Here is a 6777-nt window from a genome sequence, read left to right as displayed (position 1 = left end):
CGGGAAGCGCCGGACCTGGCTCGCATCTGGCGGGCGCGGCCCGGTCTTGTCGCATCCTTCGCGGCTCTCGACCGGTCGGTGTTCGGCGCCTCGGGCGCGCCGGTCCCGGACCTGAGGGCATTGGCCAACGCCCTGTCCCGGTCCGAACCGGTCGCCGCCGCGGCCCGGGAACCGGACCGGCTCGCCCCCCTCGACGGTCCGGCCCGCTGACTGATCGTCGGCTTGTGAACGCGCCTCCGGGAACGGCGCGCCGCATGGCGGCTTGGGCTGCCGGCGCTGATCGCCACCGGAGATTTCGTTCATGCCCGCGATCCTGAACAGACCCGCATGTGCGCTGGCCGCGATGCTCGTCCTCGGCCTGGTCGTCCCCACCGCGCTGCCGTCGGCGGCCTTCGCCCGGTCCTCCGGCACCGAGCGCACGCTGAAGATGGTCGACACCGACAAGGACGGCACGATCGATCTGGCCGAGGCCCAGGCCGCGGCCGGCAAGGTCTTCGACGCCGCCGAGACCGACAAGGACGGGACCGTCGACGCCAAGGAGCTGAAGGGCCGGGTCAGCAAGACGGACCTGAAGGCCGCCGACACCGACAACGACGGCACCCTCGACCGCAAGGAATACCTCGCCCTGGTCGAGCAGCGCTTCAAGGCGGCCGATCCCGACAAGGACGGCACGCTCGACGCCAAGGAACTCAAGACCCCGGCCGGACGCAGCCTGCTGCAGCTCCTGAAATAGGCGCGGATCCCGGAGACTCCGCCGTTGCACAGTCCATGAGCAAGTATTATTCCTGTGCAACGGCTCAAGTTCTGGGCAGGCATCAATATTTTGCACTATCTTGCGTCATCTGAATTGGCCTCGTAGGTTTCGGTCATCCGGGCGGCAAAGCATCGGATGAACCACCAGGGAGGAGCGCGATGGCACGCGCCAACGAGGTCAAGGACAGGTTCCGCGCGCGGCTGCAGGAGGCGGATGCCCGCAGCAACGACTTCCGCAAGAAACTCCTGGAGGAAGGCGCCCGGGCGCTGGAGCCGGTGGTCGGCGTCCTGAACCTCATGGCCGAGGTGCTCAACGAGGAGGACAACGTCCACGGCAGCATCACCGGCCTCGAGGCCAAGATCGATCAGGACAACTTCATCAGCCTCTGCGCGCGGCTGCGCGGGACCGACACCGAGCAGAAGATCAAGATCAAGTACGGTCCGGAACTCGGCGGCAGCAACTACATCTCGGTCTCGGGCCTGAACCAGCGCTACAACGAGCGCCTCGTGCCGGGGGCTGCGAGCTGCGCCATCGGCCGGACCGTCGGCAGCGACATCCAGCTCGACGAGCACCGGGGCGACGAGCTGGCCGAGGTGGTCCGCGAGGTGGTCGAGGATTTCTATGCCGCCCAGATCGAGCAGCGCAGCCACTTCGCCTACGCCCGCTGAGCCTTGCGGCTTCGCCGATCGATCCAGCGCGGTGGGTTCATGACAGGGCGCGGGTCCGCTCTCCCGCACGGGAGGGGACCCGCGCCGATCCGAACCGATCTGTGAACCCGCCGCGCCCCCCGACCCACCAGCGCGGGAGCCGGAAAACCGGATTCCCCTTCCCGGCATCCTGCGCTAAGCCTGTCCCGATGGGGATGGAGCGCCCCGACAACCGCCCGACTCGGAGGCCGGGCTGATGGCTCCTACCGCACGGGCGCGCCTCAGCCGTCCGCGGTGGGGCCGTGCGCCGAAGCCGCGACAGGACGTGGCTGCCCGACCGAACAGGAAGGGCCGGCATGATCAACACCCTCATCGTCGTTGTCGGAGCCGGGCTCGGGGGCGGGTGCCGCCACGGGATCAACGTGGCGGTCGCCCGGCTGCTGCGGGCCTTGGCTTCCCCCTGGCCACGGTGATCATCAACGTGCTGGGCTCGTTCCTGATGGGCGTGCTCGCCGAGGGCTTCGCCCTGCGCGGCGCGGCGGGTCACCCGGCACGGCTGTTCCTGACCACGGGCGTGCTCGGCGGCTTCACCACCTTCTCGACCTTCTCCCTCGACGCGATCAGCCTGTACCACCGGGGCGAGACCGCCGCCGCCGCCCTCTACGTTGGGGCCTCGGTGGCGACCGGTCTGATCGGGCTGGTGGCGGGCCTCACCCTGGTGCGGGCGGTCCTGAGCGGCAGCTGAGGCCGTCCCGGCTTCAAAAGGGCTGCGAGCTTTTGCGGCTCCGGGGCGGAGCCCGGGTCGTTCAGGGGCTCCGCCCCCGAACCCCGCCAAAGGGCTGAGCCCTTCGGAAACCCCTCTCAATCCGCGATGAACTTCAGCCGGTGGTCGCGGTAGAGGTCGACGATCGCCGCCGCGGTCTCCTCGATGGAGCGGCGCGTCACGTCGATGGTCGGCCAGCGGTTCCGGGTGAACAGCCGGCGGGAGGCGGTGATCTCGTCCGCCACCGCCGAGCGGTCGACGTAGAGGGACGATTCGTCGGCGTTGAGGCTGGAGAGCCGGTTCTGGCGGATCTGCACGATCCGCTCCGGCGAGGCGAACAGCCCGACCACCAGGGGCTTACGGGCGCGCTCGATCGCCGGCGGCAGCGGCATGCCCGGCACCAGCGGCAGGTTGGTGGTCTTGAGGCCGCGATTGGCGAGGTAGATCGAGGTCGGCGTCTTCGAGGTCCGGCTGACGCCGAGCAGGATCACGTCCGCGTCCTCGAGATCCTCCGGCAGGTTGCCGTCGTCGTGGGCCAGGGTGAAGTTCATCGCGTCGATGCGCTTGAAGTACTCGGCGTTCAGCATGTGCTGGGCGCCGGGCCGGGCCGTGGTCTCGGCGCCGAGATAGGCGCGCAGCAGGTCGTGGACCGGCCGCAGCACCGACAGGCAGGGCGAGCCGGTCTCCCGCGCGACCTCCTCCAGCCGCTCGCCGAGGTCGCCCCCCACCAGGGTGTAGAGGACGAGACCCGGCGCCGCCCGGATCTCCGAGATCACCCGGTCGAGCTGCGCGGCCGAGCGCACCAGCGGATAGACGTGCTCGATCGCCGACACGCCCTCGTACTGCGCGGCCGCCGCGCGCCCGACATTGATCAGCGTCTCGCCGGTGGAGTCGGAGACGAGGTGGAGGTGGAAGTAGCTGCGGCCCATTCCGATCGCCTCTGCGGTCGCCATTCGCGGCGCCACGTTGTCCACCGCCGGCCGCCAGGGGAGTCGATGAGTGTGGATAGGATGCCCCGCCGGGCCGGTCCAGGGCGATACCGGTGCGCGCTATCGACTCCGCCGTTCACAGGCAGACGATCGGGGCGCATGGATTCCGACTCACTGGGAGAATCCGGGACGCGTCCGGGGTCCGCACACGACTCGGCGTTGCCAAGGCGCTGTCGGATCTGGTCGTTCTCGCAAGATGGAGCAAATCCTTTAAAGCCTCGTTAACGGCGCGGCGCCGGGGACCGCCTGTGGACGCTTTTGTGCCCCCGTGATTCGGCCCCCCAAGAGAAAAAACAGAGTCCTAGATTCTCTCTTTTCTTTTCGAAGGGGCCTGTGTGGGGATCGGCGCGCCTCGACTCGACAGGAGGTCCGCCGACGGGCATGCGGGATGACGGATACGGGATGGGAACGACGATGACGGGGACGGAGCGCAAGTCCGAGCGGAAGGTGCTGCGCGTCCTCGACGGGGAGGCGATCGGTCCGCCCCCCGCCTGGATGATGCGGCAGGCCGGCCGCTACCTGCCGGAATACCGGGCGACCCGCGCCGAGGCCGGCTCGTTCCTCGACCTCTGCTACAGCCCCGACTTCGCCGTCGAGGTGACGCTCCAGCCGATCCGGCGGTTCGGCTTCGATGCCGCGATCCTGTTCTCGGACATCCTGGTCGTGCCCCATGCGCTCGGTCAGGACGTGCGCTTCGTGGAGGGCGAGGGGCCGCGCCTCGATCCCCTCGACGGCCGGGAGGCCTTTTCGAAGCTGCGCGAGGCCGGCGACCCGGCGGTGATGACCCATCTCGCACCGGTCTTCGAGACGGTGACCCGGCTGCGCGCGGAACTGCCCGGCGAGACCACGCTGCTCGGCTTCTGCGGCGCCCCCTGGACGGTGGCGAGCTACATGATCGGCGGTCGCGGCACCCCGGACCTCGCCCCCGCGCGGGCGCTGGCCGAGGGCGACACGGCGCTGGTGGACGCGCTGATCGACCGCCTCGTCACGGTGCAGACCGATTACCTCGTGCGCCAGCTCGAGGCCGGCGCCGACGCCGTGCAGATCTTCGAGTCCCATGCCGGCACGCTGCCCCTCGCCGTGCCGACCTCCGACGGCACCGTCGAGCCCGTCGGCGACGTGGCGGAGAGCGCCCTGCCGGGCGCGCCCGCGGCGGACGCCCTCACCCGCTGGTCCCTGCAGCCGATCGCCCGGATGGTGGCGGGCGTCCGCGCCCGGGTGCCGGGCGCCAAGATCATCGTGTTCGCCCGCGGCTCGGGCCTCGACGGCCATGCCCGGGTGGTGCCGGAGACCGGCGCCGATGCCGTCGGCGTCGACTGGGGGGTGGACCTGAAGGCCCTGCGGGCGACGGTGCCGGCCACCACGGTGACGCAGGGCAACCTCCATCCCGAGACGCTGATCGAGGGCGGCGCGGCCCTCGACGCGGCGGTGGATGCCGTTCTGGAGGCGACCGCCGGCCGGCCGCACATCTTCAACCTCGGCCACGGCATCACGCCCCAGACGCCGGTGGCCCATGTCGAGCGGATGCTCGCCCGGCTGCGCGGCCAGGGTTGAGGCTGCGCCCGTGCTGTACGACTGGATCAAGGCCGGCCACGTGATCAGCCTGATCGCCTGGATGGCGGGCATGCTCTACCTGCCGCGGCTGTTCGTCTACCACGCGAGCCTGCCGCCGGGCTCGGAGGCGCAGAGCGCGACCTTCAAGGTGATGGAGCGCCGCCTGCTCAAGGCGATCATGAACCCGGCCCTGATCGCCACCTGGCTGTTCGGGGTGGCGCTCGCCTGGATGAGCGGCTTCTATGCGAGCCCCTGGCTCCAGGCGAAGTTCGCGCTGGTGCTGGCGATGACCGGTATCCATGGCTGGCTCGCCCGGATGGTCAAGGATTTCGCCGCCGACCGGAACACCCGCGGTCATCGGTTCTACCGGGTGCTCAACGAGGTGCCGACGCTTCTCATGATCGGCATCGTCATCCTGGCGATCGTCAAGCCGGGCTTCTGATCCCGGGTCGATTCACCCGGCTGCCGCGCTGCGCGGAGCCTTTCCGCCGCCGGGCCGTTTCCTGGCCATGCCGAATCCGCTCGTCCTCGCCCTGGCCCTCGCCGCCCTCGCGGCTCCGATCGCCGCCCCGGCTGCCCGGGCCGCGAGCTTTCCGTGCGACAGGGCCGAGGCTCCGGACGAGAAGGCGATCTGTGCCCATCTCCCGCTCAACGACCGGGACGTCGAGATGGCGACCCGGTTCGAGATCCTGAAGAGCGTGCTGCCCATGGGCGGCCAAGCCAAGCTGCGCGACGATCAGGAGGCGTGGCTGACGGAGCGGCGCGCCTGCAGCGGCGACGTCGCCTGCCTGACAGCCGCCTACGACGGGCGGCTCAAGGTGCTGCGCGGGGTACTGTCCGAATTCGCCAAGCAGGGCCCGTAGCCGTCGCGGTGCTCCGCACGGACACCACCACGACGGTCCGCCCTCCTCAGAGCCGCGCCAGCAGCCGCTCCGCCAGCGGGTTCTCGGCCGCGAAGGCATAGTCGACCCGCCGCACCGTGACGGCCCGCGCCCCCGCCTCGACCAGGGCGCCGGCGAGGTCGAACACCGCGCCCTCAGGACAGCGCAGGACGATCTCGCCCTCCGGGCCCTTCGGGGCGCCGTAGGGCAGCTCGGCCTCGTGCAGGCCCGCCAGGGTGGCGAGGTCGATGGTGCCGCTCTCCGGCAGGGCGGCCCGCACCTCCCGGGTGGTCCGGGCGCGTTCCTCGGCGGCGATGCGGCCGAGCACGGTGCGGAGCGCCGCCCGCTGGCCCTCGCCCCAGGGCGCCTTCAGCGAGGCGACGAGGTTCGCCTCCGAGCGCAGGATGATGCCGTCGTCCAGCACCTTCAGGGCGTTGGCGGAGAGCGTCGCCCCCGTCGTGGTGATGTCGACCACGATCTCGGCCGAGCCCGCCGCCGGCGCCCCCTCGGTGGCGCCGAGGCTCTCGACGATCCGGTAATCGGCGACGCCCTTCTCGGCGAAGAACCGGCGGGTCAGGTTCACGTATTTGGTGGCGACCCGCAGGCGCCGCCCGTGGCGGGTGCGCATGCCGGCGGCGACCTCGTCGAGGTCGGACATGTCGCGCACGTCGATCCAGGCCTGGGGTACGGCGACCACCACGGTGGCGTTGCCGAAGCCCAGCGGCGTCAGCAGCTCCACTTGGCCGAGCAGCACGGCGTCTATTTCCTGCTGATCGACCTGAACAAGCTGAACTTCGTCGAGGCGCAGCTCAATCCCGAGGAGCGCAATGCGATCAAGGTCAGCTACGGGAGCTGTCGAATCCTGTAGCGACGGAGCGGGATCGTCCGTCGGCGCGGCGACGGCCGGACTAATCCATACGGATCAGGACATAGGCGGCGGCGGCGACGGCCGCGAGAGTGAGGGCCACCAGCAGGGCCATCTTCCCGGATGGTGCTTCCGGCGGCTCTGGGGCGTCGGTCATGCGGCTCCTCCAGGCCGGTGAACGGACGATGACCGCCGTCCTGCCCGGTGATCGTCAGGTGTCGGGTGGCCTCTGGCGAAAGACCCCGGTTCTTTCCTTGGTTCCATGGACGCTTCCGGACTGCCTTCCGGCTCTCACTGACAAAAGCGCGTGGCGGCGGGCGTCCA

The 6777-nt window shown here is 70.3% G+C and carries 7 protein-coding genes, 3 pseudogenes and 1 riboswitch; of the genes and pseudogenes, 8 read left to right on the top strand and 2 right to left on the bottom strand.

The window, feature by feature from the left end; genetic code table 11:
* The 4 genes and pseudogenes from I53_RS02515 to crcB form a co-directional block, all read left to right on the top strand.
* Positions 1 to 210: pseudogene (locus tag I53_RS02515) on the top strand (hypothetical protein); the annotation flags it as partial.
* A gap of 91 nt (positions 211 to 301) precedes the next feature.
* Entirely contained in the window at positions 302 to 733 is a 432-nt protein-coding gene (locus tag I53_RS02510) for an EF-hand domain-containing protein (protein ID WP_043346265.1), read from the top strand.
* A 179-nt stretch (positions 734 to 912) separates the two neighbouring features.
* Positions 913 to 1422, top strand: coding sequence for a hypothetical protein (locus I53_RS02505; protein ID WP_043346263.1), 510 nt, complete (start codon positions 913 to 915; stop codon positions 1420 to 1422).
* A 181-nt stretch (positions 1423 to 1603) separates the two neighbouring features.
* A riboswitch (Fluoride riboswitch) is annotated at positions 1604 to 1674 on the top strand.
* 83 nt (positions 1675 to 1757) lie between these two features.
* Positions 1758 to 2146: pseudogene (gene crcB, locus I53_RS02500) on the top strand (fluoride efflux transporter CrcB).
* 116 nt (positions 2147 to 2262) lie between these two features.
* On the opposite strand, the gene I53_RS02495 reads toward crcB, so the two are convergent.
* Positions 2263 to 3093: a pyruvate, water dikinase regulatory protein gene (locus I53_RS02495; protein WP_043346269.1), complete on the bottom strand. Its 831-nt coding sequence runs from the start codon at positions 3091 to 3093 to the stop codon at positions 2263 to 2265.
* A gap of 462 nt (positions 3094 to 3555) precedes the next feature.
* Here I53_RS02495 and I53_RS02490 point away from each other — a divergent pair, with 462 nt between their 5' ends.
* The 3 genes from I53_RS02490 to I53_RS02480 all read left to right on the top strand — a co-directional run bounded on the left by I53_RS02490 (position 3556) and on the right by I53_RS02480 (position 5570).
* Entirely contained in the window at positions 3556 to 4707 is a 1152-nt protein-coding gene (locus I53_RS02490) for a uroporphyrinogen decarboxylase (RefSeq protein ID WP_043346262.1), read from the top strand.
* Positions 4708 to 4717: 10 nt separating this feature from the next.
* Positions 4718 to 5149, top strand: a complete 432-nt coding sequence (gene hemJ, locus I53_RS02485; RefSeq protein ID WP_043346260.1) for a protoporphyrinogen oxidase HemJ — start codon at positions 4718 to 4720, stop codon at positions 5147 to 5149.
* Positions 5150 to 5216: 67 nt separating this feature from the next.
* Positions 5217 to 5570 (top strand): lysozyme inhibitor LprI family protein, encoded by a 354-nt coding sequence (locus I53_RS02480; RefSeq protein WP_043346258.1) that lies wholly within the window; start codon positions 5217 to 5219, stop codon positions 5568 to 5570.
* A gap of 46 nt (positions 5571 to 5616) precedes the next feature.
* On the opposite strand, the pseudogene hisG reads toward I53_RS02480, so the two are convergent.
* A pseudogene (gene hisG, locus I53_RS02475) lies at positions 5617 to 6327 on the bottom strand (ATP phosphoribosyltransferase); the annotation flags it as partial.
* Between hisG and I53_RS35650 the strand changes: the two are divergent.
* The gene (locus I53_RS35650) at positions 6328 to 6456 is read left to right on the top strand and encodes a hypothetical protein (protein ID WP_286009565.1); all 129 of its coding nucleotides are present in this window, start codon (positions 6328 to 6330) and stop codon (positions 6454 to 6456) included.
* Positions 6457 to 6777: the final 321 nt, after the last annotated feature.

The sequence above is a fragment of the Methylobacterium sp. B1 genome (assembly GCF_000333255.1).
GTDB classification, from domain to species: domain Bacteria; phylum Pseudomonadota; class Alphaproteobacteria; order Rhizobiales; family Beijerinckiaceae; genus Methylobacterium; species Methylobacterium fujisawaense.
This window is presented reverse-complemented; position numbering and strand designations above follow the sequence as displayed.